Below are 26,361 nucleotides of genomic sequence, written 5' to 3' on the forward strand. Positions count from 1 at the left end.
TGAGGAGGAGCTGTGGGCAGTTACTTGCGCTGCCGGCCCAGCGGTGTGACCGCCGGCGTGCCTGTGATCGGGTCGGGCTGGACGACGCACTCGAGTCCGAAGACCTCGTGCACGAGTTCGGCGGTGACGATTTCCGACGGCGCGCCCTCGGCAACGATGGCGCCGTCCTTCATCGCGATGAGGTGGGTTCCGTACCGGGCCGCATGGTTGAGGTCGTGCAGTACCGCGACGAGCGTCCGGCCGAGGTGATTCAGGTCCGTGAACAGCTCGAGAAGTTCGATCTGGTGGGCGATGTCGAGGAAGGTGGTCGGCTCGTCGAGCAGCATGATCTCGGTCTCTTGCGCCAAAGCCATTGCCACCCAGACGCGTTGGCGCTGTCCGCCGGACAGTTCGTCGACCAATCGTCCGGACAGTTCGGTGATTCCCGTTGCATCCATCGCCGTCAGCACTGCCGACTCGTCGGATGCGGTCCATTGCCGAATGAGCTTCTGATGTGGGAACCGGCCGCGGGCAACCAGATCGGCGACGGTGATCCCGTCCGGTGCGATAGCGCTTTGCGGCAACAGGCCGATGCGGCGGGCGACTTCCTTGGTCTGATAAGTACGAATGTCCACCCCGTCGAGAATCACCTGCCCGTAGTTCGGCTTGATGAGCCGAGACAGAGCACGCAGCAGTGTCGACTTGCCGCAGGCGTTCGGTCCGACGATGACGGTGAACGACTGGTCGGGAATCGACACGCTCAGTTGCTCGGAGATAACTCGTCGGTCGTAACCGATCGTGGCGGAATCGACGCTGAGTCGGTCAGTGGAAACCGGTGTGGGGGCGAGACCAGACGAGGTGGAGCGACCGTCTTGGTGGATGGTCATTTTCGGCAATCGTCTGGTCTTTCTATCTGAGCCCGGTGGCCTCACGCTTGGATCCGGCAATCGCGGACCCGGGCGACCGTGTGGTGCTGAAGATAGCCTAGCCTTAACTCGCTTTCGTTGCTACTCTCCTGTGCGATATGTCCGCTGCGCGAGCAACCTGTCGGACAATCCGTATCGCTGTACCGAGTAGCTGCAGGCGACCAACCGAAGGAGAAGAGTTGGCGAACAACCCGTTCGACGACGACGAGGGCCGCTTCTTCGCGCTCGTCAACCATGAAGAGCAGTACTCGCTGTGGCCCACCTTCAAGCCGGTCCCAGGTGGATGGGCGATCGTTTTCGGAGCCCCGGACGGTGCGCCGCGCGCCGCAGTGCTCGAGTGGATCGAACAGCAGTGGACCGACCTGCGACCCAAGTCGCTCCGTGACGTGATCGCGCAGCGCGAGTCCGTCGCGGATTCTGCGACCGTCTGACCGACCCGAAACCTTAGAAGTAAACGAGAGGAATTCAATGAAACCGCTTTCCGCGCGAAGTCGCGCGACAGCACTACTTGCCGGCCTGGTCAGTGTCGGCTTGGCGCTCACGGGTTGCGCGAGCGACTCGTCCGACGGTGCCACGAACGGTGCGTCGAGCGACAGTGCGTCGAGCACCGGTGCGTTCCCGGTCACGGTCGACGCCGCCTACGGTGACGTGACCGTTGAGAAGAAGCCTGAGCGGATCGTCGCTATGGGAGTGGACTGGATCGGGTTGTTGGACATCCTCGACGAGAAGCCCATCGCGGTTTCGGGTGAAGAGTCCGACCTCGACGACTACCCGTGGTTGCAGGGCCTCTACGACGGCGAGTTCAACGCGGACCTATTCACTGCGGAATACACGGACTCGCCCGAGGCGATCGCGGCGCTCGAGCCGGACCTGATTCTGACGAGTGTATGGGGCGTCGACGAGCAGCTCTACGAGCGGCTTTCTTCCATCGCGCCAACCTATGTCGGTCTGGAGACGACGGACGAAGGTGGCGACACCAGCTGGCAGGACAACCTGACCTCTCTTGCGGCGCTCACCGGGCATGACGAGAAGATCGTCGAAGAGACCGAAGCCAAGTACGACGCCGCGCTGTCGGAGGCCGCAGCGAAGCTGCCCGGCCTGCAGGGCAAGACTTTTCAGCTGGGTGTGCTCGATGGCGAGGATCAGCAGCTTCAGCTCACCGAATATGCGAACGAGCCCATCGAGGCCTTGGGCTTGACACCCGGAGACGGGCAGCCGACAGGCGAGGGCGACAGTATCGGGGCGAACGCGCCCAAGTACTCGCTGGAGAACATCGACAAGTTCTCCGCTGACGTCGTATTCATTGTCACTCACGAGTCTGCTGACCCGGAAAACAAGTTCAGGACGGCGTTCGAAGCCGATCCCCGCGTTCCCGAGCTTGCCGCCGCGAAGAACGGGACGCTCGTCTACCTCTACGGACCGCAGTGGCTCGCGGTGAATCCGCCGACTCCGTCGAGCGTCCAGTGGTGGCTCGACGAAGTTGTTCCGCAATTGGAGGCATCGGCGCTCAACACGGGCGCCTAGGCCAGACCCGTCTTTGATCCAGCCGCCTCGTAGAAGACGAGGCGGCTGGATGTGCGTCCACCGTCAGGAGAGAAGCCGAGTGACAACACGAACCGGGCATACTCCTCCGCCCGCACAAACGCCGGAGGGGGTTCGCCGCGCAACCGCGTCGACGAGCCTCGGACGTCGCGCGCTGGGATTGATCGTCGCGATCGCTTCGCTGGTCGTCCTGGTGGTCCTGAGTATCGCCGTCGGATCGAAGGACATCCCGCTGTCGGTCGTGTTCGACGCACTGCTGCACAACACGGGCAAGGGCGACGCGTTCGTCGTGTGGGACATGCGCATTCCACGAACGGCAGTGGGTCTCGCCGTCGGCTTCGCACTCGGGGTGTCCGGCGCGCTCATCCAGGCTTTGACCCGCAATCCGCTTGCCGATCCCGGCATTCTCGGAGTCAACGCCGGCGCCGAATTCTTCGTCGTGGTCGGCATTGCTGCGTTCGGTGTGACCACCGTCAGCGGGTACGTGTGGTTCGCATTTCTCGGCGCGCTGGTCGTCACCGTCGTCGTCTACGTGATCGGATCGATGGGGCGCGGCGGTGCCGACCCCGTCCAACTGACGCTGGCGGGTGTCGCATTCGGAGCGGTCCTGTCCGGCATTGTGACCGGTTGGGTTCTGACCGATCCGAAGACGTTCGACCAGATGCGCGGCTGGTACGCAGGCAGTCTCGTCGATCGAGGTTGGGACGTTCTGCTGCCGGTGCTCCCGTTCCTGATCATCGGAGTGGTGCTGGCAGCGATCGCGGCCAGTTCACTGAACACCATCGCACTGGGGGACGACCTGGCCAGCGCGCTCGGCGCGAACGTCGTTCGCACGCGGGTGATCGTGATCGTCGCGGTGACGCTGCTGGCCGGCGGCGCGACGGCGATCGCCGGTCCGATCGGATTCGTCGGCCTGATGGTGCCGCACGTCGCGCGCTGGATTGTGGGCCCGGATCAGCGCTGGATCATCGGATACACGCTCGTCCTAGCCCCATCGCTCGTGCTCGCCGCAGACCTCGTCGGACGCGTCGTCATCCGGCCGGGCGAGTTCCCGGTCGGCATCGTGACCGCGTTCGTCGGCGCCCCAGTGCTCATCTATCTGGTCCGCCGAGCAAAGGTGAGTGGCCTGTGAATCCGGTGGGTCTCGCGACTGCTACCGAGCGGCGGGTGAATTTCGGACACCGCACGCTCGTGGTTCGCAAGGGCGGTTACGCCGTGCGCTGGCATGGCCGCAGTACCGTGGTGTGCGCCGTTCTGGCGGTGGCGACGCTCGTGGTGACGGTGTGGGCACTGACACTCGGCGACTACCCGCTGAGCCTTACGCAGGTATGGGCTGCAATTACCGGAGATCCGGACGCCGCTTTCGCACGCACTGTCGTCGTCGAATGGCGGGCACCGCGGGCAGTCGCAGCGGTCGTTTTCGGTGCCGCGCTGGGGGTGTCCGGCGCAGCCTTCCAGTCGCTGATCCGCAATCCGCTGGCGTCACCGGACATCATCGGTTTCACCGCAGGGTCCTACTCCGGCGCGCTGATCGTGATCATCTTGATCCACGGTTCCTATCTGCAGTTGGCCGCAGGGGCGCTGGTCGGCGGTATCGCTACGGCGGCCGTCGTCTACCTCCTCGCGTGGCGGGGTGGGGTGCAGGGATTTCGCCTGATCATCGTCGGAATCGCTATTTCCGCGATGTTGACCTCGCTGAACACGTGGTTGATGCTCAGCGCAAAGCTCAAGGTCGCCCTGAGTGCCGCAGCGTGGGGTGCCGGATCGCTCACCGGTACCAGCTGGGATCAAGTGCTCTGGGGCACTGGAGTCGTCGTTCTACTGTTCGGCATCATGGCGGTGTTCTCGCCCGCCCTCAAGCAACTCGAACTTGGCGACGACGCCGCGAAGGCCACGGGCGCGCGTGTGGAACGTGTCCGCCTCGTCGTGCTCGTGATCGGTGTCGCGCTCACCGCGACCGTGACGGCGGCGGCAGGCCCGATCGTGTTCGTCGCGCTCGCGGCCCCGCAGATCGCCCGTCGCCTGACTCGCAGCCCAGGCATGACCCTCGCGCCTGCGGCGTTCACGGGAGCGTTCTTGCTGGCCGGGGCCGACGTCACGGCGCAGCACCTACTCCCGGTCGCGTTGCCGGTCGGTGTCGTGACCGTGGTTGCGGGAGGCGGATATCTCGTGTGGTTGCTCATCCGAGAGGTCCGTCGTCGACGCTGAGATCTTGTGTCCCCGGAGGTATCGATTTGTGCAACCGGGGGAGTGCCCGGCAGTCAGCTTGACATCACCAACGTGGGCACCACAGTATTGTCACAATAGGTTTGGCTAAGCTAACTTTTGGGAGATTCATGACCGCGTCCGTGGACATTGCCGACCTGCACGAACGGTGGAACGACCACACTTCTCCCAAGGTCACCGCCACTGTCCCCGAGCTGTTCGCGGCAGCGGCTCGCGCAACTCCGGATGCTGTCGCTCTCGTCGACGGCGACCGCCGACTCACGTATCGCGACGTGTCCGAGAAGATCGCACAACTGTCGCATCGGCTGCTCCGGTCCGGCCTCGACACCGAAGGGGTCGTCGGGATCTGCCTGCCGCGATCGGCCGAGATGGTCGTCGCGGCGCTGGCGATCATGACCGCCGGTGGTGCTTTCGTGCCGGTCGACCCGCAATGGCCCGCGGCTCGGCGTGACCGCGTGATCGAAGACTCCGCAGCGAAGATCGCTGTCGTCGCGGCCGAGGACCAGCCGTCGCTTCCGATCGAATCGATCGTGGTGAATCTCGACGACTGGCAGTACGGCGACTTCCCGTCGGTGGCCCCGCAGCTCGAGCTCGACGGCAGTCAGCTCGCATACGTGATCTTCACTTCGGGATCGACCGGAACGCCGAAGGGCGCGATGATCCGACACGATGCGATCTGCGAGCGACTCACGTGGCAGCGGGACCACGTGCTCATGTTCGGCAACGACGACGCGTCGCTGTTCAAGGCGCCCCTCGCGTTCGACATCTCCGTGAACGAGATTCTGCTTCCGCTCGTGTCCGGTGGACGTGTAGTCGTCGCGGCGACCGGCAGCGAGAAGGACCCCGAGTACCTGCTCGACTTGATCGCGAAGGAGCAGGTCACGTACCTGTACCTCGTCTCGTCGATGCTCGACGCGCTCCTCGTGCTCGACCTCGAACGGTCGGCAAGTGGCGCGTCGGCGCTCACGGGCGTCCGGCACGTGTGGTGTGGCGGCGAAGTCCTCACCCCCGACTTGTTCAGCCGGTTCCGCGATCAGTTGACGACGACGCTGTACCACGGATACGGCCCGGCGGAAGCGACGATCGGTGTCTCGCACGTCATCTACCGAGAGCGGGCCGAGCGAATCGCGACGTCGATCGGTCGCCCCAATCCACACACCCAGCTCTATGTCCTGGACGAGGACCTAGAGCCGACTCCGGTCGGTACCGGCGGCGAGTTGTACGCCGCCGGATTCCTTTTGGGCCGTGGATACGTCGGCAGTGGGCACCTCACCGCGGGCAGCTTTGTCGCGAACCCGTTCGATGCCGACGGCTCGCGCATGTATCGCACCGGAGACCTCGCACGGTGGACCGAGGACGGGACGCTCGAGTTCCTCGGCCGCGCCGACAACCAGGTCAAGATCCGTGGCCAACGACTCGAGCTGCAGGAGGTCGAAGTTGCGATCTCAGCGCATCCCGGGGTTCGGCGCGCAGCGGTGCTCGCATTGGATCACCCGGCAGGTGGCAAGTTCCTCGCCGCCTACGTCACGGCCACGGGCGAGTCGCCTGCGAACTTCGTCGAGGTACTCCGAGAGCAAGCCGTAGGCACGTTGCCCGACTACATGGTCCCGTCGACCTTCACCGTGCTCGATGCGTTCCCGGTGACAGTCAACGGCAAGCTCGACCGTCGCGCCCTGCCTGCCCCCGATCTCGGAGCAGGCGCGGGCCTCGGCGGCCGACTGCCGGTAACCGCGTCCGAGCAGACACTCGCGCGCGTGTTCTCCGAAGTTCTGCATCTCGGCGATGACGTCGTCCTCAGCGTCGACGACAACTTCTTCCGCTTGGGCGGCCACTCGCTGCTCGCGAGCGGCGTGGTCTCCCGAGTGAATGCGGCAATGAACGTGTCGTTGTCTCTGCGTGAGGTTTTCGACAATCCGACGATCGCAGAACTGGCCCGGGTCGTCGGGGACGCCTCACGCGTCACTCGTCCGGTGGTTCGAGTCGGTCACGTCGAACGACCCGAAAAGCTGCCGATGTCGTACGGTCAGCAATCGCTGTGGTTGGCCGAGCAGGTCGCGGACCGGACGATCTACCGCACAGTCGAGGCCCTACAGTTCCGAGATCGCGCAGACGTGGACGCGCTGCGGGACTCGATTCGCCGACTGGTCGACCGACACGAAGTGCTACGCACCACGTTCGTCTTCGACGAAGAATCGTCGAGACCGATTCAGGTCGTGCACGAGGCTCAGCAGGGCCTGCTGAGACAAGAGAAGATCGAGCGCAGCAAGGTCGACGCGCGTATCGGCGAACTCCTTGTCGCACCACTCGAACTGGCCACCGACTTCGGTATGCAGTTCACGCTGCTGCGGCACGAAGACGGCGATGTACTGGTGGCACATGCTCATCACATGGTCACCGACGAGAATTCGGTCGAGCCGCTCATCCGCGACCTGACGGCGTTCTACACGGGCAATCACGTCGAACCACTCACGGTCCAGTACGCCGACTTCGCGGTATGGCACCGCGAAGTCCTCGGCGACCGAGACGATGTCGGTTCGCGTCACCAGGTCGAACTCGAGTACTGGCGGGACCTGCTCGTCGGTCTGCCGGTCGAAACGCCGCTGCCGCTCGATCATGCTCGCGGCGACACCGACGAGCGCACGATTCGATCCGCCGAGGCAGTGCTGTCGAAGGGCGACACCGACACGGTCGACGATCTCCTCGTCGAACAGCGGGCCACGCCGCTGCACGCGGTCATCACAGCGCTTTCGCTCGCCCTGTGGAACGAAGGCGCCGGTCCACGCGTGCCGGTCGGTACGCCCGTGACCCTGCGCGATGAACCCGAATTGGCCGACCTCGTCGGATATTTCGTCAACTCGGTGGTCGTGCGGGTGGACATCGATGCGGCGCTCGGCTTCGGCGACACGCTCAGTGGCGTCCGGGACCGCCTCCTCGGTGCGGTGGAACACAAACTCGTGCCGTTCGAGAGCGTGGTCGAGTCCGTCAACCCCACGCGAATCCCCGGTCTGAGTCCGATCTTTCAGGTCATGGCCGCATTCCGCGACAATCGCGAGGCCGCCGCGAATCCGGACGCGTCGCTCGTGCCGTTACTGCCTTCCCACGATGGCGTCGACGATTCGATCCCGGCGCTGTACGACCTGGTGTACTCCCTCGATCGGCGGCCCGACGGAACCCTGCGCATCGGACTCGACGCCACCCGTGAACTGTTCGTCGAGGAGACGACATCACGCCTGCTCGAGACCGCTCGATACTTCCTGGTCTTGGGTGCCCGTCACCCCGGATTGCCTGTACGGCAGCTTGCCCAGCTCGTTCGTGCGGCACTCCACGGCACGGCGCAACGGCCCGCCGCCGTCTCGTACAGCACCCGAATTCTTCTGCCGGACTTCGATGTTCGCGACGACTCGATGTGGCTCGCGGCGACCTCGCACCTCGCACTCGCGGCGCCGCACTTGGCGTCACTTCGGTTGGGCGTCCGCGACGACGGCAGCGGTGAACTGTCCGCAGACGTGGTCAACCCAGAGCTTCTCGACACTGCGCGGGAGGTCGTGGCCGCCCTTGTTGCCGCGTACCGCGCTGGTACCGCGATGGAGATCGTCGCTGTTCCGACCGATCGGGATTCGCGTTCCGACGAGGACTGGACCGCCGTTCTCGACGATCCGTTCTGGGAGGACTGGGTCGACGAACTTGCCGACTGCGACGGCGCAGAGCCGGCCCGCGGGCCGGTGGAATCGGCACGGCAGCTTTCCGCGATCACGGTCCGCGAGACTCCCGCGGTTGCGGATGCGGGCGTTGTGCGGGCGGCGATCGTCGCCGCGGTGGTACGCGCGCTCGAATCGAGCGATCTCGTCGACGGCGATCTGGTTCTCGAGGTCGCCGCACCGTTGAACACCGACACGGTGGTGGGCCTGCCAGTTGTCGTCGACGACTTGCAGATCGCCGCGGATCTCACGGGTGCGTCGATTGCCGCACGCCTCGAGCCGATTCGCGAACGCGCCGCGGACTATGCCGGACTTGCTGGGCATGCCCGATTCGGTTCGTTCTTCGACGATCTTCCGACACCGCACGCGCGGGTCAGTGTCTTCACGACCGACGCCGACAGTACGGCGGCCGGTCCAGCGACCACGCCGATCGCGGTTCGGGTACTCGTCGGCAGACCTGGCACCGACTCGGGGACACGGTCGGTACGGGTCGAGGTCGACGCGGATGCTGCGGTTGTCTTGCCGGCCGACGAGATCGCTGCAGCCATCGTGGACGAGATCGCAGACGCGGTCATCGTGGCGGCCCCGTCAGTGCAGCCAGCCCCGCAGGCCCCGGCAGGCTCACCGCTCAGTGTGCGTCGCGCGGACCGGTTGACCCTCTCCGCCGCCGACGAGGAGAGCGTCCGAGCACGCTACGGTGCTGCCGCCGAACTGCTTCCGCTGTCACCTCTGCAGCAGGGTTTGCTCTATCACATGGTGCGGGCCCGTGAGTCGGGTGGCCACAACTCGTACATGTCTCAGGTGACGCAGGGCGTCGTCGGCGCGCTCGATCCGGACCGTCTGGTGGCGGCCGTCCGCACAGTTCTTTGTCGCTATCCGAATCTCCGCTCGGCGTTCCTGCCGTCGGGCGAGGCTCAGGTCATCCCGGCTGTCGCTGACGCACCGATCCGGCTCATCCGGTTGGCGCAGTGGCGCGAACTGGGTGTCGGGACAACGGAATTCCTCGCCGAGGAATGCGGTGTGCCGTTCGACTTCGAAACGCCGCCGCTCATTCGCTTCACCCTCATCGAACACGGTGTCGACGAGTGGAAACTTGCGATGACGTTCGAGCACATCCTGCTGGACGGTTGGTCGACGAGCGCCGTTCTCGACGAGATCTTCGATACCTACCGAGACCCCGAGTACCCGGCGCGAGTGCGTCCGGCGTCGTTCCGTAGTTACCTCGACTGGCTGGCCGATCAGGACGTCGACGCTGCATATGACGCGTGGAGTTCGTACCTCGCCGAGCTGGCCGGTCCGACGCTCGTCTGGCCGGCCGGGCTCGGCGTCGGTGAAGGGCGCGACGGGTCGGGTGAACTGCATCACGATCTCGACAGCGCCGCCGCGGCCGCAGTACATGCTGCCGCGCGGACGTCCGGTGTCACCGTCGGCACGGTGCTGCAGGCAGCGTGGGGTGTCACTCTCGGGCAGTTGGTCGGCAGCAACGATGTCGTATTCGGCAACACCGTCTCCGGACGTCCGCCGGAGCTCGCCGACTCCGACCGAATCATCGGGCTGTTGTTCAACACTGTCCCGTTGCGAGTGAGCTTTTCACCGTTCGACTCGGTACGAGGCCTGCTTACCCGCGTGCAGCACGAGCAGTTGCAGGTGATCGATCATCCCTACGCGTCGCTGACCAAAATCCAGGCCGCGGCCGACATGTCGACGATGTTCGACACGCTGTTCGTGGTGCAGAACCTTCCTCCGGAGGCCGCGGCCGTAGAGGGCGACCTCGAGCTGGTGGCGACGGACGTCGACGACGAGACGCACTATCCGGTCACGTTCGCGATCGATCCGTCCGAGGTCGACGGTAAGCCCTTCCTGCATGTTCGGCTGGTGTACCGCCACGATGCGTACACCGAGGCGGCTGCGCAGGAATTGCTCGAACGTTTCCTTCAGGTGCTGATCGCGCTCGCGGCAGATCTCGACGGCCCGGTCGGGCAGCTCTCCGCCCTGCTGGCCGACGAAGCAGTGCCGCACACCGGCACCGCCGCGGACCTGGTCCGCGAGGTCCCGGCAGTCACGGTGGCGGACCTGCTCGACGAGCAGGTCCGCCTGTCCGGGGCGGAAACTGCGCTCGTCGCGGGAGATCGTGTTCTCAGGTTCACGCAGTTCGCCGCAGAGGTCAATCGATACGCTCGACTGCTGCTCGACGCGGGCGTCCGGTCCGAGCACCGCGTCGCGCTGCTTCTGCCACGCGATGAGCGCATGGTCATCGCGATGTTCGCGGTGTTCGCCGTCGGTGCGGCCTACGTGCCGATCGACAGCGCGCTACCGGACGACCGCATCGGCTACATGCTCGGTCTCGCGCGTCCAACGGTGACGTTGGTGACCGGTCGGGACGCGAACCGGATCGGTGAAACGCGCGGCGTCGACCTCGATGATCTCGCGACCCGCGAGCGCATCGCCGCCTTCGACTCCGGCCCGATCACGAATGCCGACCGCGGCGGCCGGATCGAGCTCGACCATCTCGCGTACATCATCTTCACCTCTGGCTCGACGGGTCGGCCCAAGGGCGTCGCCGTGGGCTACCGCGGCCTGACGAACATGTACGTCAACCATGTCGAGAAGATCTTCGACCGCGTCGTCGCGCATCAGGCCGGACGACGGATGAGAATCGCGCACACCACGTCGTTCTCGTTCGACGCCTCGTGGGAACAGCTGTTCTGGTTGCTGAACGGCCACGAAGTGCATGTCATCGACGACGAGCTGCGCCGCGATCCACACGGATTGCTCACTCATTACGACCACACACGCGTCGACGGCTTCGATGTCACGCCGTCGTACGGACAGGTACTGGTCGATGAGGGACTCCTCGAACGCGACCGTCCGGCGGGACGATCGGTGTCGTCCGAGGCACCCGGAGTCGTGTTCGTTTCGCTCGGTGGTGAGGCTGTGCCGGAGCGCCTGTGGCAGCAACTGCGCGATGCACCCGGGGTCGAGTCGTACAACCTCTACGGCCCGACCGAGTACACGATCAACGCGCTCGGCGCAGACCTTGCCGACAGCGCCACGCCGAGCGTGGGAACCCCCATCTTCAACACGCGGGCATACATCATCGACGAAAACCTGCAGCCGACCCTCCCCGGCGTTGCAGGTGAGCTCTACCTCGCGGGCGCGGGAATCGCCCGCGGCTACTGGGGGCAAGCCGCCCTCACGTCGGACCGCTTCGTCGCGTGCCCGTGGGAACCGGGCGAGCGTATGTACCGCACCGGTGACCTGGCCCGCTGGAACTCCTCGGCGAACATCGACTACCTCGGTCGCGCCGACGAGCAGGTCAAGATCCGCGGCTATCGCATCGAACCCGACGAAGTTCGAGCGGTGCTCGAAACCCATCCGGACGTGGTGTCCGCTGCGGTCATCGCGGCGGATCATCCGGGTGGCGGAAAAATGCTCGCCGCGTACTACACCGCTACCGACGATGTGAGCACGTTCTTGCGCACTCACGCGGAAGAACGCCTACCCGAATACATGGTGCCGAGTAGCTACATCCGCGTCGATTTCTTCCCGCTGACACCGAACGGCAAGCTCGATCGACGCGCTCTGCCCGCGCCGGAGTTGACGCCGACGGGTGGTTCGGGACGAGCCGCGGAGACCGACACCGAACGCACGCTGACCGAGATCTTTCGGGACGTGCTCCGGCTGTCGGCGGACGCAGCCTTCTCGGTCGACGACGACTTCTTCCGGCTGGGCGGTGACAGCATCCTGTCGATCCAGGTGGTGTCGCGGGCTCGGCGTGCCGGCGTCACGATCAAGGCCTCCGAGGTCTTCACCGCGCGGAAGGTCTCGGCATTGGCCCGGCTGGCCGATGCGCGCGCCGCGGAGGAATCGGGTGACGCCAGCCCCGAGGTGCTGTCGTCAGGTCTGTGGCCGATTGCGGTTCCCATGGTGGATTCACCGACCTTCGGTACGTTCGTGCAGTCCGCAGTCTTCGTGACACCCGCGGGTGCCGACGAGAAGCTCGTGTCGCGGGTACTGAGCCGCGTTGTCGATCACCATGCGGCACTGCGCGGCAGGCTTGTGCGAGAGAGGGATTGGCGATTCGAGATCGCATCACAGAGTTCGACGGCCGGTCGCCTACGCTCCGAGTCGACGTCGTACATGTGGTCCGATCCGCAGTGGGTCGCGCGTGCCGGCGAGTTGGTCGCCGAGTTCGGACAGTCCATGAACCTGCAGGACGGTGTGCTGTGGCAGGCGCGCTGGGTGACCAGTGACGCCGAGCCCACCGGGCGACTGGTGCTCGGCATCCACCATCTGGTCGTGGACGGTGTGTCGTGGCGCATCATCGGTGACGACTTGACCCATGCCTGGGAATTGGAAACCGGCGTGGCGACGGATCCGCTTCCTGCGGTGGGTACTTCACTCGCGGCGTGGTCGAGTGCACTGGCCGCGCGCGCTCGTGACGCTGACCTTCTCGCTCAGGCCGACTACTGGTCGGCGTCGGAAATCGAGGAGCCACTGCTGGGTTCACGTGAACTCGACCCGGCGATCGATACCACCGACACGACGGCCGTCGCCGCCGTACGCGTGCCGCCTGCGTTGACGTCGGCGCTTCTGACCGATGTGCCCCATGTGCTCTCGGCCGAGATCAACGACGTCCTGCTCGGCGGTTTGGCGATCGCGGTCGGTGCATGGCGTTCACGACGGGGAACGACCGATCGGCGAGTGCTCATCGGCCTCGAAGGTCATGGCCGGGAGGAGAACATCGTTCCCGGTGCGGATCTGTCGCACACCGTCGGCTGGTTCACGTCGTTCTTCCCCGTGGTGCTCGACACCGCAGATGTCGATCCGGTCCGCGCCGTCCTCGACCCGCAGAGCGCGGCGGAGGCAGTGCTTCGTATCAAGGAGCAACTCGCCGCAGTCCCCGACCGCGGTATCGGTTTCGGAATGCTGTGGCAGCTCAATCCCGAGGTGGGTAAGCGGCTGGGGTCCGGGCGCGGCCCACAGATCGGGTTCAACTACCTCGGTCAGTTCGCCGGCGGAGACGCTGCCGATGAGAACGCGGCGTGGGATCTCGCGCCGGAACTGCCGGGTATCGACGCGTACGAGACTGCCGGTCAAAGTATCGACTCGGCGGCCGACATCAACATCGCCGCGGTGCCCGAAGGCGATGGGTGGATGCTCAGCGGCGACATCGCTTACGCGTCCGGCGTCCTGTCCGCGGACGAGGTCGCAGAGCTCGTCGAGCTGTGGGTCCAGGCGCTGGGCGCTCTCGTCGAATACGCGCGTTCTGCGGTCCCGGTCAGGCGCTCTCCGTCGGACGTACTCGCCCCCGGCGTGACGCAAGCCGACCTCGAGCGCTGGGAAAGCATTTACGGTGAGCTCGCCGATGTGCACCCGCTGACTCCGCTACAGCACGGGCTCGTGTTGGAGTCGATGCTCGGTTCGAGTGACGGGGGAGTCGACGTCTACGCGGCTCAGACCGTGTATCACCTCGACGGTGCCGGTGAGCCCGAGCGCTTCCGGGTTGCCCTGGACCAGTTGCTCGAGCGGTTCCCGAACATGAAGATCGCGATCGCTCATACGGCACGGGGCGAGTCCGTTGCGGTCGTGCCGGCCGCCGTGGACCTCCCGGTCACGGTCATCGACGTCGCTGACGAGTTCGCCGTCGGTGAGGTCTCCGAACGCGACCGCGCGACTCGCTTCGATTTCTCCCGTGCGCCGTTGATGCGTGCGACGGTTGTGCGGTATCCGACCGGGCACGCGTTCATCCTGACCATTCACCACGCACTCGTCGACGGTTGGTCGATGGTGCGACTCCTCGAAACGATGTGGGAGGCGTACGGTCGGCCGACCGATGTGGTCGAGCCGGACCTGTCGTTCGCGAAGTTCTTGTCCTGGATGACTGCACGCGATGCGCAAGCCTCGCTGCAGCGGTGGGCCGAGGTGCTCGCCCCGGTCACCGAGCCGACCGTCGTCGCGCCCGGTGCCGCCGCGAGCGTCGCGGGCCTGCCCGAAGACATCGTGGTGACTCTCGACGCCGAGACGAGCGCCGCGCTCGCCGATGTGGCGCGATCGGCCGGCGCCACGATGAGCAGCCTGCTGCAGACCGTGTGGGCGGTGTTCCTCAATACGATCACAGGTCAGAGCACTGTGGTCTTCGGTGCCGTCGTGTCGGGTCGTCCCCCCGAGGTCGACGCGGTCGAGGACGCAGTCGGTTCGTTCATCAACACGGTTCCGGTGGTCGTGCAGCTCGAGGGCAATGCGAGCCTCGCCGAGACGGTGCGCCGAGTGCAGGACCAGAACTCCGCGCTCATCGAGCACCATCAGGTATCGCTCGCCGAGCTGCAGCGTCTGAGCGGACACCATCCGCTGTTCGACACGTTGATGGTCTACCAGAACTATCCGTCCGACTCCGAGACGCTCGAACTCGTCCGGGACAACGCTGGAATCAAGATTCTCGGCGAGTCCGGGCGGGAAGCGACGCACTACCCGCTCACGTTCGCCGCGCAAGCGGGCGCCGAGACGTGGGTGCGGTTGTCGTATCGGCCTGATCTGTTCGACGCCGAGGTTGCCGCGAGGTTCACCACTGTTCTGAAGCGCATCGTCGACGTGTTCGCAACCGTCCCGGGCCGCTCGATCGCGTCGCTGGACGTGGTGCCCTCGCGCGATGTGGCGGCGGTGGCTGCGTGGTCCGCCGGTCCGGTTGTGTCGGTGGTGGATTCGACGTTGGATGCGTTGATCGTGAACCGTGTGACTGTCGCTCCGGATGCGCTCGCCGTCATAGACGACACCGGAACCGAGTGGACGTACACCGAATTCGACGCACGCATCAACGCGCTCGCGCATGTGTTGATCGAGCACGGAGTACACGTAGGAGACCGCGTCGCAGTCCAACTCCCCCGCAGTGTGGACTTGGTGACCGCACTCCTCGCCGTCATCCGCGCCGGCGCAGCGTACGTCCCCATCGACCCCGACTACCCCACCGAACGCATCACCCACATCCTCGAAGACGCCACCCCGGCCATGATCATCACCCACGATTTCTTGGCCGACCCGGCAGTAACGGCACGCCTGAACCGGGGTGAGAGTGCAGCACCGGTCCTGGCCCGAACCCTGACCCCCGCAGACACCGCCTACGTCATCTTCACCTCCGGCACCACCGGACGCCCCAAAGGTGTCGCGATCTCCCATCGGGCGATCGTCAACCGCCTGGCATGGATGGCCACCGACTACCAGATCGGCGCCGGTGATCGGATTCTGCAGAAAACCCCGTCGGTGTTCGACGTCTCGGTGTGGGAATTCTTCCTCCCCGCCGTCGTCGGCGCCACCCTCGTCGTCGCGAAGGACGGCGGCCACAAAGACCCCGACTACCTCACCGACATCATCGACCGCCGCCAGGTCACGGTGCTGCACTTCGTACCCGCGATGCTCGCCGCATTCGTCACCGCCTCTCCGGACCCGGACCGGTTGGCATCGGTGCGGCGGGTGTTCTTCTCCGGCGAAGCCCTCCCCGCCGGGACCGCCGCCGACGCCGACCGACTCTTCACCGGCGCCGACCTGCACAACCTCTACGGCCCCACCGAAGCCGCCGTCGACGTCACCGCAGAACCAGTACACGCCGATGCACTCGACACCGTGGTGACCGTCCCGATCGGTGTGCCCGTCGCCAACACACACGTGCGGGTACTCGACACCTGGCTACGACCCGTCCCGGCCGGGATCACCGGTGAGCTCTACCTCGGCGGCATCCAACTCGCCGACGGCTACCTCGCCCGCCCCGACCTCACCGCCACCCGCTTCATCGCCACCACCGCAGGCGAACGTCTCTACCGCACCGGTGACCTCGTGCGCTGGACCACCACCGGACACCTCGAATATTTGGGGCGTTCGGACGATCAGGTCAAGATCCGCGGATTCCGCATCGAACTCGACGACATCCGCACCGTCCTCGAACATCACCCCGCAGTATCGACCGCCGTCGTCACCGCCGTCGACCACCCCAACGGCACCGGAAAATACCTCGCCGCCTACCACACCCGCCCCGACACCCCCGACGCCACCGACGTCACCGGTGAGGAACTGCGCGCGTTCATGACCGACCGGGTACCGGACTACATGGTCCCCACCGTCTTCATCCCCATCACCGACATCCCCACCACACCCAACGGCAAACTCGACCGCCGCGCCCTCCCCACACCCGACCTCACCACCACCCGCACCGGCGGACGGGAACCCACGACCGACGTGGAGAAGGCCATCGGGCGGTTGTTCCGCGAGGTTCTGGGACTCGCGGACGACACTGTGCTCGCCGCAGACGACCACTTCTTCCGTCTCGGCGGACACTCGTTGCTCGCCGTCCGGTTGGTCGCTCGGGCGAATGAGGAAGTCAGCACGTCGTTGCTTCTGAACGACGTGTTCCAGAACCCGACCGTTGCAAGTTTGGCTGTCGCAGCGCAGGTGCGCGCGGACAGTACGGTCACCTCGACCGACGTCTGCGACGCGATACTCGTCCCGCTGTCGCCGTCCTCGTCCGGGCGCTATCTGTTCTGCGCACACACGATGTACGGAGGCGATGCGGCCGCGTACGACGTGTTGGCCGAGTACGTACCGGACGGGCTGGGTGTTGTGGGGTTGCAGGACCCGGCACACGGCGGCGTCGACATCGAATTCGACACGCTCGCCGAACTGGCGGTCGTCTACGCGGATGCGGTGCAACGTGTGCAGTCGACCGGGCCGTACGACCTCCTCGGCTGGTCCTACGGCGGACACATTATGTTCGCCGTGGCACAGGAGCTTCGCTCGAGAGGAGAGGAGATCCATTCCTTGACGATCATCGACACCTATCCGACGAGCGCCCGCGAGACGCCTGCGCCCGATGTCTCGCTCGTCGACGACCGGCATGCCCAGCTGGAGTACCTGGAAAGCAGACGCGAGGACTTGTTCGCCATTCTCGGCGACGAAGGAAGCCGCGCCTTGTTTGCGAACCAGACGCTCGTCAAAGCGTTCGCGGTGTCAGGCAGCCGATGTGAACAACTCATGGCGCAACCCACAAGAGGCCGACTCGACTGCGCGTCGCTCGTCGTGGTGGCGCGGGAAACAATCGACAGTTTGGAAGCCCAGGGACTCACCGCTGGACTCGACGCCTGGCGTACCCATCTCCCGCGGACCGTGATCACACAGGCCGACGGCGAAGACCACACGTCGGTGATCCTCACCGCACGCGGCCGAGCCCACTGGGGTGCACAGCTCACACGACTACTGGAACAAAGCGACGAAGGAGTCGAACAGCAATGACATTGAGTAGCGAACAGGCACAGGAAGATGTCGCACACGTGCTGTACGTGGAGGTAGAAGAACTCGACCACGGGTTGGACCTACGTGAGCAGGGGATGGATTCGGTGCGCGTGATGCAACTCGTCGAGCAGTGGCGCACCGCAGGGGTAGAGAAGGTCGACTACATCGTGCTGGCGGAGGATCCACGGCTCGAACGTTGGCTCGAGGTCCTGGCGGACCTGCAGCAGCCTGCGGAGTCGGTGTAAGGAGACACGAGTGTGGGCCCGGATCAGATCCGAGCCCACACTCGTTGCAGCGCAGTCTTTTTACTTTCGCTTACTGATCTTGCCGACAGCTGTCCGCTCGAACTCGGTGACCAGTTCGACCACATCGGGCAGCTTGTAGGCGGCGAGACCTTTGCCCTTCAGGAACTGGCGAACCTTGGGTAGCGACAGCGTTTTCGGATCTACACCCGCGCGCGGCAGCAGGAAGGCCTTCACCCGTTCGCCGAGGACGGCGTCGGGAATGCCTTGTACCGATGCTTCGTGGACCGATTCGTGTGCCAATAGCAGATCCTCGACCTCGGCGGGTGCGACTTTTTCACCGCCGCGGTTGATCTGGTCCTTGGATCGTCCGGTGACCGTCAGGTAGCCGTCCGCGTCCTGGACGACGATGTCGCCGGTTCGGTAGAACCCGTCCTCGGTGAAGACATGCTGGTGCTGGGGGGCGTTGTAGTAGCCACGAATTGTGGAGGGCCCTCTGGTCAGAAGGTCACCGGCGCTGCCGATTTCGACGTCCACGTCGTGAGCGTCGACGACGCGGATCTCGTCGGCGTCGGTGGTCGGCCGGCCCTGGCGGGTGGTGATGATGTCCTCGCTCGCATCGAGTCGGGTGAAGGTGTGCAGTCCTTCGGCCATGCCGAAGGACTGTTGGACGGTTGCGCCGAGCTCCGGCCGGACGCGACGGGCCGAGTCGGGGCTGAACTTGGCGCCGCCGACCTGCATGACGGCGAGCGTGGACAGGTCGTGTTGCAGTTTCAGCGACGAGTTCAGCCAGGCGAGTGCAAGCGGGGGGACCAGCGCGACGATGGTGACGCCGTGCTCGGCGATGAGAGGGAAGGCGACGTCGGGGCTGCCGTTGGGGGCCATGACGACGGTGCCGCCGGCCGCGAGGGTGGAGAGGTATCCCGGGGAACGCATCGCGAAGCTGTGCGACATCGGCAGTACGACGAGTTGCACGGTGTCGGAGGTGATGTCGGTCATCGCCGCTGCGGCTCGGACGGACGCGAGGTAGGTCTCGTGGGTGTGCGGAACGAGCTTCGGGCGATCGGTCGTGCCGCCGGACAGTGCCAGGAACGCCACATCCGACGGCAGGGATCGCCGTCGGTGTTCCAGTGTGCCCTGTGCAAGAAGCGGCTCGAGTCCACCGGAACCGACGATGATCGTGTGTTCGAGCGTGGACGACGACGACTTCAGCTCGGCTGCGAGAGCCGCGAGATCGTTCCCGTCGTGTGCGGCGGTGGTGATGTACCCGCGGGCCGCGGACTCTTCGACGATGTAGCCGATTTCGTGCAGGCGCAGCGCAATCGGGGTGAGGACGGGTACTGCGCCGATCTCGTAGAGCGCGAACACCAGCGCCACGTAGTCGGGAATGTTCGGTAGGTGGACCACGACGCGGTCGCCCCGCCGGATCCCGAGCCGCTCGAACCCGGCCGCGAGCGTCAGAATCCGTTCGCCCAGTTGGCCGTATGTGATTCGGGTGTCACCGAAGATCAGTGCAGTATCCTCCGAGTGCTGCTCGATCGAGGCGAACAGGAACTCGGTGAACGTCTGGTCGAGCCAGATGCCGTTCTCGCGGTATTTCTGCGCGAACTCCGGCGGATACGGGACGACTCCGTCCAGGACGAGGGGTGCGAGGGCGTGCGTGGACGCAGTCATCTGTACCTTCCGTGGTTCAGGTGGTCGTGTATTCGAGTCGGTTGATCAAGTCGCTGAGGGATTCCGCTCCGTGTGCGGCGACTTCGGCCGCAGGGCGTTCGCGGTAACCGGGGTTGAAGATTTCCAGCGACAGTGGTCCGGTGTAGCCGGATTGGAGGAGTGCGGCGACGGGGGCGAAGACGTCGAAGTCGCCGTCGCCGGGGAAGCAGCGGTGGTTCCGACTCCACTGGATCAGTTCGAGATCCATCCAGGGAGCGTCGGCTACTTGGACGAACCCGATGCTGCGGGGAACGAGGGCTTGCACGTCCGTGATGTCGTCGCCGACGGCGTAGAGGTGGAAGGTGTCGACGACGAGGGACAGTGAAGGGTGGTCGGCGCGTGTGAGCGCGTCTTCGACGTCGGCGACTCGGTTGATGTGGGTGCCCCAGGCGAGGGCTTCGAACATGACGGTGGCGCCGTGTTCGGCTGCGGCGGCGCCGAGTGCGTGCAACTGTGATGCGGTGAGGTCCCGATCGTCTATGGCGTCGGCGTCGGTGTTGGAGACGACGAGGATGGCGTCGGCCCCCAGAGCTTCCATGGTGTCGCATTCGCGGTGGAAGCGTTCGAGGACTTGGGTGAATTCGGTGCCGGTGACGCCCTCGGCGCGCCGGAAGGGTTGGTAGAGATCGACCGTCAAGCCGAGATCGTTGCAGCGTTGGGCGACTTCGGCGTCCGTCAGTGGTGATGCGGCGAGGTCCGCGTCGAGGATTTCGACGCCGTCGAAGCCTGCCGCGGCGATGCCGTCGAGTTTGTCGGCGAGGGTTCCGCCGAGCGACACGGTGGCGATGCAGGTCTTCACAGGTGCTCCTCGGCATAGGTCCGGCGAGGCCTGACGTCAGATAGCCTAACCTTGTTCAGCTTAACCTAGCCTTACCTGATTTCGGTGATGTATGTCGGCGCTGTACACGGTCCACAGCTCGGCGTAGCGGCCCGCGGCGTCGAGCAACTCCTCGTGTGTGCCTTCCTCGACGATCGACCCGTTTTCGAGGACGACGATGCGGTCGCACGCGCGGGCCTGCGAGAGTCGATGCGCGATGACGATCGCCGACCGGCCCTCCAGCGCCTTCGCCGTCGCCTCGTCGAGCAGAGCCGAGTTGCGCGAGTCTGCTTCTGCCGTGGCCTCGTCCAGGATCGCGACTACGGGGTCGTGCAGGACCAGCCTGGCCAGCGCGAGCAGCTGAACGTCCGCTGCGGTGATGCGGTGGCCTTCCTCGCCGAGTTCGGTGTCGAGGCCATCTGGGAGCGACGCGAGAAGGGAATCTCCGCCGACGAGTGACAGTGCGTGCGTGAGTGACTCGTCCGAAGCGTCCGTCGCGGCTAACGCAAGATTCTCGCGCAGAGTTGCCGAGAAAACCCGTCCCTCCTGATTCAGGTACGCGATCTGTGATCGGTGCACCGATGCGTCGATGGTTCCACTGCCCGGCTCGCGCACCCCGGCAATCAGGCGGGCGAGCGTTGTCTTGCCCGAACCGCTCGTGCCGACGATGGCGAGGTGCTCCCCGGCGTGGAGAGTCAGATCGATGCCGTTCAGCACTGGGTGCTCCGGCAGGTAGGAGAAGGATGCATCACGAACTTCGACGACGGGGCCGTCCTGCCCGACTGCTGAAGCCGGCACGGCCGCCGGGGGAGCGTAGTTCTTCGTGACACCCACGACCCGTGCGAGAGATGCTGCGGCGGACTGCAAATCGTCCATGACGAACATCAGCATCGAGATCGGTCCGGTGACCTGCAGGAACAATAGCGACGCGGCCGTGATCGAACCCAGCGAGGTGCCATAGCGTGCAGCGAGGACGAACCCACATCCGACGATAAGAAGCAGACAGACGGCCTCGGCGAGGTTGATGCGGCCGAAGAAACGGTTCTGCATGATTCGAGCGCGCACCTCCCAACGTGCCACACCCCATGTGGCGCTCTGAATTTCGTCGACACGCGCCTGGCCGGTCTGAAATGCGGTAACAGTGGGAAGCGCCGTGAGTGTGGTGAGTACACGTTCGCCGCGGGTGCTGTCTGCCGAGCGCAGTGCTCCGTACACCGGCGGCACCGCAGGGAGATACCACTTCAATGCCCGCACGTACAACGGCGTGGCAAGCAAGAAAGCGATGCCGAAGCGCCAGTCGATGGCCGCGGCCCCGATGACGGTCAGCACGATCGTGAAGATCGCTGCCGACAATGTCGGCAGGATCGAAGGGAGATCTTCGGACACGTTGCGCGTGTCGGATGCGGCGCGAGTCACGATGTCTCCGACACCCACTCGTTCCACTTCGGTCTCCGGCAGATCCAGTGTCGCCGACATGAACTTCTCACGCAGGTCCGCGACCATCGTGTCGATGACGCGCCCGAGCGCGACCATGCCGAAGAACTCGACGACGCCGCCGATGAGGGCAGCCGCGACCAATGCAGTCAACTGCCACCAGAACACCGCGGGAACTTCCGACGCGCCGCTGGCGGTCACCGTGTCGACGATCCATCCGATGGTCAGTGGGAGGACGAGCGTCGTGGCCGCCGAGATCAGCAGCAGCAGGAGGATCCCCGCGATCCTCGCCTTCTTTCCCTCTGCGAGTTCTGTTATCTCGTTGCGCATCTCGCGCCAGTCGGCGACGGGGAGGCGCTGCAGTTCGGAATCGCTCACGAAAGTTCTCCTGCGATGCTGTTCGTGGACACTGCGTGGAAGGCGGGCGAGGATGTGATGACGATCGTGGTGAATCCTTCTCGCGCCGAACGCACTCTGATGGCGATGTCGTTCTCGGTGGCCGAGTCCACGGAATTCGTCGGATCGTGCAGGACGAGTACCGGCGGCCGGCGATGTAGTGCGCGGGCGAGTGCCACGCGTTGTCGTTGGCCACCGGACAGGGTTCTGCCGCCGTCGCCGATATGGGTGTCGTAGCCGTCGGGGAGTTCGTGCTCGAGGCTGTCACAGCGGGCGGTCTGTAGGGCGTCGCGGGCTCGGGCGTGCTCGTCCGACCCTGGAACTGCCTCCAAGGATGCCACATTGGCGAACAACGTCGGTTCGAGGAGATCCGGCTGATGGGGTGCGACGAGTATGTGGCGGCGGACCTCGGCAGGGTCATGTTCTCGCAGGGGCCGTCCGTCGAGTGTGATGTTCGGGCTCTTGTCTTGCTCGCCGCGCGAGGTCAAGGTCATCGCGGTGACAAGCCCGTCGGCGTCGATCGCGGACGGGTCGATCACGAGAAATTCGCCGGGGCCGACGTCGATCGGGTCGGTCATCTGGGGCGAGTGGATGCTGAGCGTCGGAGACGCCGGGATCCGATGGGTTCCGAGTGCCTCCGGATCGGGGCCGATGTGGAGTTGATCGAGAACACGCTTGGCTGACGACAACACCATCGCACCCAGCGTTGCGGCGTCTTCGATGAGACTTCTCAGCGGGTCGAGTAGCACCTGTGCCATGGCGGCAGCGGCGATCAGACCACCGATCGAGATGGAGCCGTTGAATGCGAGCGCCGCGGCGATGACGGTCACCACGCCCGCGAACAGACTGGTGAGAGCATTGTTGATGCCGATGACCGCGCCCTCTGCCTTGTTGGCCGCGAGAGTGCCACGCAGGGCGGATCGGGACACGCCTCGGTAATGGTTCGCGGCGGCGCGCTGAGCGTGGATGCCCGAGATCACTCGGTACCCGGACACCAGGTCGGCGGCGATACCTGCGGCGTCCGCGATGCCTTCCTGTTCCTCTTCCGCGCGTTTCTGCAGTGGACGTGCGACAACGGCCATGAGTGCCAACAGCAATGGCGACCCGAGGATGACGGTCAGGCCGAGCATCGGGTGGATCGCGAACAGCGACACAGCCGCGACGACCACAGCGACGATGTTGCCGAGTGGGTACACCGCGAAATAGAGTGCGCTGCTGGCCCGGTCGCTGTCGGAGGTTGCCACCGACAGCAGCCGACCTGGAAGCTGGGGTCCGCCGGCGGTTCCGCGTGCGTCGAGGATGCGCTCGATCACTCGCGACGACAGCTCGTACTTCGCACGCTGTACAGCGAACCAACCGATGCGCCCGCCGAAGCGGTACGTCAGGTTGATGGCCACGTAGAGGCCTGCGAGGACGGCGAGCCACTGCAGGAACCCACCGACGGCCTCACCGGCAGGGGTGCCCGTGGTGACCGGCCCGATGCCGCGGTCGATCGCAGCACCCAATGCCAGCGGCACGAGCGTCATCGCGGTGTTGTACAGCACCAGGAGCAGGCACCCGAGTGCCGCATGCCAGCCGGCCGATCGGATGATCGACGCCGCCAGGCGCAGCGGCGACATGCCGTCGTAGATTCTGATTCGGCGCTGGGGCGGCGTGTCCGGGATGTCGAAGAAAACGGGTATGTGCTTGGGCGGATTCCAGGCGGATGTCATATGTAGGCAGGCTCATGCTTCGGTGGGAGGGGACAGACGGTCGGGGTTCCGGTGATTGATCGCGTGCGCAAGCGCGGTCTGCTGCAGTAAGCCGGGGGTGCGAGGGACGTTCTTGGACTCGAGGCGCGTGTCCTCCCGAAGCTCAGTCCCTGGATCTGCTCCTCGCGTCGCAGCTTCGCCATGTCTCCTACCTGTCCTTCTGGTGTCCGAAACGCGCATACTGATGGCAACCGACACACACCATAGTCTTACCTAATTCATCTTGGGCATTGCGGACCGACTGCGCACGGCTTCCCGGTCGAGTGACTCACCGGTCCGAGGTCTCGTTCGCCTATGCCGGACCTCCAGCCCCGAGGGAAGTTAGGCTAGCCTGGCTCACGAGAGATTTACGCTGACGAATGGCTTGTGGCGATCACCCGATAGGTACGCGGTGGACGCTTGGATGGGACGAACATGACTGACAGAGGTTTCTACTTCGCCGAGGTGGTGGGCGTCGAGCAATTGACCACACACATGGTGAGGGTCACGTTCGGTGGTGACGAAGTAGCGCAATACACCTCGATCGGGGCTCCCGACGAGTGCATCACGATTTTCTTCGCGCGCGAAGGCGAGGACCGACCACCGGCCATGACCGAGATCGACGGGGCGTGGTGGTATCACGACGTCGATCCTGTCCCGGCGGGTCGCAACTACACGGTGCGTCGATTCGACTCCGATGCAGGTCTTCTCGTCATCGACTTCGTCGCGCACGAGGGGGGAGTAGCGGCCACGTGGGCGTTGAATGCCTCGGTGGGACAGGTTGTTCTGTGGACCCGTCCTCGATCTTGGTACAACATTCCTGATTCTGTGGAGTGGCAGCTGCTCGTTGCCGACATGACGGGCTTGCCCGCGCTCGGCCGCATCGTCGAGGAACTTTCAGCGGGCGCCAAGGCGCACGCGATCGTCGAGGTACTCGAGCGCGGGGACATCCAGCAGTTCGAGACTGCAGGTGACGTCACGTACGACTGGAAAATCGGTTCGGGCAACGGTGATTGCGCGAGCGTGCTCGAGGACGCAGTCCGCCAGTACACGCTTCCTGATGGTGAGGGATACATCTGGTTCGCCGGAGAAGCAGCATCCTCGCGTACGGTGCGCAAGTACTTTCGCAAGGAACTCGGTTATCCCGTAAGGCAGTTCGAGATCATCGGCTACTGGCGAGTCAACTCCGAGCAGTGGCTCAAGAAGTACGAGAAGTACCAAGAAGAGGCCCTCGCCGTGTACAACGGCGCACTCGAAGCGGGCCGCAGTCAAGCCGAAGCGAGCGAAGAATTCGACGCCATGCTCGAGCGTGTAGGCCTGTAAGGCTGTAGGGCTGTGGATCACTGGCGGCTCCGCCGCCAGTGGCACGTTTAGGGTTCCTCTGGTGCACTCAACCGTGCCACTTAGAGCGTGTCTCCCAAATTTGAGAGGTGCTGTCAGCGATGATATTTCGATGACGCGCGTGGGAGTGATCAGTGACGAGTTCTGGGAGATCGTCGAGCCAGTGATACCCACCGACGTGGGAAAACGTGGGCGGCGGTTCGCCGAGCACCGGCGAATTCTGGAGGGCATCGCATACCGATTCCGTACCGGGTGTCCGTGGCGAGATCTGCCGGAGGACTTCGGTCCGTGGCAGACGGTGTGGAAACGCCACCACCGATGGTCCTTCGATGGCACCTACGACGAGATGCTTGCCGCGGTGGCCGAGGTGTTCGGTCTCGACCCGGAAGAACTCGACGGCGATATCGGGGCGGTGCTCTCGATCGACTCGACCAGCGTCCGGGCGCATCAGCATGCGGCCGGTGCGCGAGCCGACACTCTCACAGGGGGCCTTGTCGAATTACAAGAAATCCGTCGACGAACCCGCTGACCACGCGCTGGGTCGATCTCGCGGAGGATTCACCACGAAGATCCATGCACTGACCGACCTGACGTGCTCGCCGGTGACGATGCTGCTGACCGGTGGGCAAGCCGGGGACAATCCACAGTTGGTGCCGTTGCTCGATGCCCACCGAGCTGCCGGTGGGGACCAGGACTACCGATTGCTCGCCGACAAGGCGTACACCCATCCCAGTACCCGCACCGAACTGCGTCGCCGCAAGATCAAACACACCATTCCCGAGCGCAGCGACCAGAAGCAGCGACGGGCCGACAAGGGGTCCGCCGGTGGTCGTCCACCGGGTTTCGATCCGACGATGTACAAGCACCGCAACACCGTCGAGCGTGGCTTCGGGCGGCTCAAACAGTGGCGTGGTGTGGCCACTCGATATGACAAGTACGCCATGACATTCCTCGGGGGCGTTGTCCTGTGCGCGGCAGTTCTGCACTCCCGCAACCACAACCACCGCCCGGCGATGAAAACGAAAACGGACCCAATTTAAG

12 protein-coding genes and 1 pseudogene are annotated in these 26,361 nt (G+C 65.0%); 8 read left to right on the forward strand and 5 right to left on the reverse strand.

The features are described 5' to 3' along the window. Positions 1–20 precede the first annotated feature (20 nt). On the reverse strand, positions 21–875 hold the full coding sequence (locus WDS16_RS00235) for an ABC transporter ATP-binding protein (RefSeq protein ID WP_338889616.1): 855 nt from the start codon (positions 873–875) through the stop codon (positions 21–23). Positions 876–1,084: 209 nt separating this feature from the next. Here WDS16_RS00235 and WDS16_RS00240 point away from each other — a divergent pair, with 209 nt between their 5' ends. The 6 genes from WDS16_RS00240 (at position 1,085) to WDS16_RS00265 (ending at position 17,892) form a co-directional block, all read left to right on the forward strand. Further along, positions 1,085–1,336 carry an MbtH family protein gene (locus WDS16_RS00240; protein WP_338889618.1) on the forward strand — a complete coding sequence of 84 codons (252 nt, stop codon included), beginning with the start codon at positions 1,085–1,087 and terminating at the stop codon, positions 1,334–1,336. Positions 1,337–1,373: 37 nt separating this feature from the next. Then, positions 1,374–2,429 (forward strand): ABC transporter substrate-binding protein, encoded by a 1,056-nt coding sequence (locus WDS16_RS00245; protein ID WP_338889620.1) that lies wholly within the window; start codon positions 1,374–1,376, stop codon positions 2,427–2,429. A 79-nt stretch (positions 2,430–2,508) separates the two neighbouring features. Further along, on the forward strand, positions 2,509–3,579 hold the full coding sequence (locus WDS16_RS00250; protein WP_338889622.1) for an iron chelate uptake ABC transporter family permease subunit: 1,071 nt from the start codon (positions 2,509–2,511) through the stop codon (positions 3,577–3,579). Next, on the forward strand, positions 3,576–4,655 hold the full coding sequence (locus WDS16_RS00255) for a FecCD family ABC transporter permease (RefSeq protein WP_338889624.1): 1,080 nt from the start codon (positions 3,576–3,578) through the stop codon (positions 4,653–4,655). Before WDS16_RS00250 ends, WDS16_RS00255 begins: the two co-directional genes overlap by 4 nt. Before the next feature lie 128 nt (positions 4,656–4,783). Beyond that, positions 4,784–17,647 (forward strand): amino acid adenylation domain-containing protein, encoded by a 12,864-nt coding sequence (locus WDS16_RS00260; protein WP_338889626.1) that lies wholly within the window; start codon positions 4,784–4,786, stop codon positions 17,645–17,647. Next, a complete protein-coding gene (locus tag WDS16_RS00265) occupies positions 17,644–17,892 on the forward strand; it encodes a phosphopantetheine-binding protein (RefSeq protein WP_338889628.1) in 249 nt (82 codons plus the stop codon). The genes WDS16_RS00260 and WDS16_RS00265 overlap by 4 nt, the downstream gene beginning before the upstream one ends. Positions 17,893–17,952: 60 nt before the next feature. On the opposite strand, the gene WDS16_RS00270 is transcribed toward WDS16_RS00265, so the two are convergent. The 4 genes from WDS16_RS00270 to WDS16_RS00285 are packed head-to-tail and all read right to left on the reverse strand — an operon-like array spanning position 17,953 to position 23,961. Then, complete coding sequence (locus tag WDS16_RS00270) at positions 17,953–19,563, reverse strand: (2,3-dihydroxybenzoyl)adenylate synthase (RefSeq protein WP_338889630.1); 1,611 nt, start codon at positions 19,561–19,563, stop codon at positions 17,953–17,955. Between the two features lie 16 nt (positions 19,564–19,579). After that, positions 19,580–20,401: a sugar phosphate isomerase/epimerase gene (locus WDS16_RS00275; RefSeq protein WP_338889631.1), complete on the reverse strand. Its 822-nt coding sequence runs from the start codon at positions 20,399–20,401 to the stop codon at positions 19,580–19,582. A 60-nt stretch (positions 20,402–20,461) separates the two neighbouring features. Continuing rightward, a complete protein-coding gene (locus tag WDS16_RS00280; protein WP_338889632.1) occupies positions 20,462–22,231 on the reverse strand; it encodes an ABC transporter ATP-binding protein in 1,770 nt (589 codons plus the stop codon). Beyond that, positions 22,228–23,961 carry an ABC transporter ATP-binding protein gene (locus tag WDS16_RS00285; protein ID WP_338889633.1) on the reverse strand — a complete coding sequence of 578 codons (1,734 nt, stop codon included), beginning with the start codon at positions 23,959–23,961 and terminating at the stop codon, positions 22,228–22,230. Before WDS16_RS00285 ends, WDS16_RS00280 begins: the two co-directional genes overlap by 4 nt. 453 nt (positions 23,962–24,414) lie before the next feature. On the opposite strand from WDS16_RS00285, the gene WDS16_RS00290 reads away from it, so the two are divergent. Together WDS16_RS00290 and WDS16_RS00295 are read left to right on the forward strand one after the other, a co-directional pair. After that, on the forward strand, positions 24,415–25,302 hold the full coding sequence (locus tag WDS16_RS00290) for a siderophore-interacting protein (RefSeq protein ID WP_338889635.1): 888 nt from the start codon (positions 24,415–24,417) through the stop codon (positions 25,300–25,302). Between the two features lie 130 nt (positions 25,303–25,432). Continuing rightward, positions 25,433–26,360: pseudogene (locus WDS16_RS00295) on the forward strand (IS5 family transposase). The last annotated feature ends 1 nt before the right edge of the window (position 26,361 follow it).

This window comes from Rhodococcus sovatensis, assembly GCF_037327425.1.
GTDB lineage: Bacteria > Actinomycetota > Actinomycetes > Mycobacteriales > Mycobacteriaceae > Rhodococcoides > Rhodococcoides sovatense.